General features: G+C 72.3%; 2 protein-coding genes and 1 pseudogene. All 3 read right to left on the bottom strand.

Going from position 1 to position 1,282, the window contains the following annotated elements:
• A partial coding sequence (locus AOK22_RS33835) for an ATP-binding cassette domain-containing protein (RefSeq protein ID WP_157872361.1) occupies positions 1-141 on the bottom strand: 141 nt, incomplete at its 3' end.
• Positions 138-824, bottom strand: a pseudogene (locus AOK22_RS33830) (FecCD family ABC transporter permease); the annotation flags it as partial. The gene AOK22_RS33835 and the pseudogene AOK22_RS33830, both read right to left, overlap by 4 nt.
• Before the next feature lie 150 nt (positions 825-974).
• On the bottom strand, positions 975-1,282 hold a 308-nt coding region (locus AOK22_RS33825), incomplete at its 5' end, for an iron chelate uptake ABC transporter family permease subunit (RefSeq protein WP_157872359.1).

Genomic DNA, 1,282 nt, shown 5'->3' with positions numbered 1-1,282 from the left:
CAACAGGGTCGACTTCCCGCACCCGTTGGGTCCGACGATGGCGGTGAACGCGCCGTCGGGGACGTCGAGGCTCAGCCGTGTGGACACCACACGGTCTCCGTAGCGCAGGGTGATGTCCCGCGCGGTCAGGCGTGCGCTCACGCGCGCCTCACCTCCTTGGTCAGCAGCCAGATCAGGTAGCAACCGCCGATCGCGGTACTCACCACGCCGACGGGCAGCGCGACGGGCGCGAGCAGCATCTGGGCGATCAGGTCGGCGCCCAGGAGCAGCACGGACCCGGTCAGCGCGGCCGGCAGCAGGGGGACGCCCGCGGCGCCGGCGAGCCTGCGGCCGATCTGCGGGGCGGCCAGCGCGATGAACGCGATGGGTCCGGCCACCGCGGTCACCGTGGCCGTGCAGCCGACGCCGACCAGGACCATCAGCAGCCGCAGCCGGTCGAGGCCGACGCCGGTGGTCACGGCGACGGCGTCGCCGAGCGAGGCCTGGTGCATGGCGTGCGCCCGCGTCGCCATGAGGGCGAGCAGGACGGCGATCACCGTGAACGGGATGCCCAGGTCGGACCAGCCCACGCCGTTGAGGGATCCCGCGCTCCAGCCGACCGCGGCGATCGCGACCTCCAGGTCGGCGCGGAGCACGATCCACGAGTTGATCGCGGTCACCATCGCGTTGATGGCGATGCCGATCACGACGAGCCGCAGCCCGGAGAAGCCCCGGTCGAACGAGAGCAGGTAGATGGCGGCCGCGACGACGAGCCCGCCGAGCACCGAGCCGACGGCCAGTTGGGCGGAGGTGCCCGACAGGACGGTGATGGCGACCAGGGCGCCNNTCCGCGCCGGTGAGCGCGGCGAGCACCTCCTGGGGGCTGGACCAGGACGCGCCGTAGCAGAGGCCGGTGAGGGCCAGGGCGAGCATGAGGGCGACCAGCACGGCGGCGAGGACGACCGTGCGCCGTTCGGCACGGAATCCGCGTACGTTCACAGCGACCCCGCCCCGTAGCGACGGACGGCCCAGATCAGCATCGGGCCGCCGAGGAACGCGGTCACGATGGCCACCGGCACCTCGCCGGTGGGCAGCAGGACCCGCGACCCGATGTCCGCGATGAGCAGCAGGATCGGGCCGAGCACCATCGTGTAGATCATGAGCCATGGGACCGAGCCTCCGGCGGGCTTGCGGACCAGGTGGGGCACGATCAGTCCGACGAAGAGGATGGGACCGGCCACGGCGGTCGCCGCCCCGCTCAGCACGGTGATCAGTACGAGCGTGATGGCCCGCACGCGGTTCA

Source organism: Streptomyces silaceus (assembly GCF_001419745.1).
Classification (GTDB): Bacteria; Actinomycetota; Actinomycetes; order Streptomycetales; family Streptomycetaceae; genus Streptomyces; species Streptomyces silaceus.
Note: the sequence above shows the minus strand (reverse complement) of the source record. Positions and strands in the feature narration are given on the sequence as shown.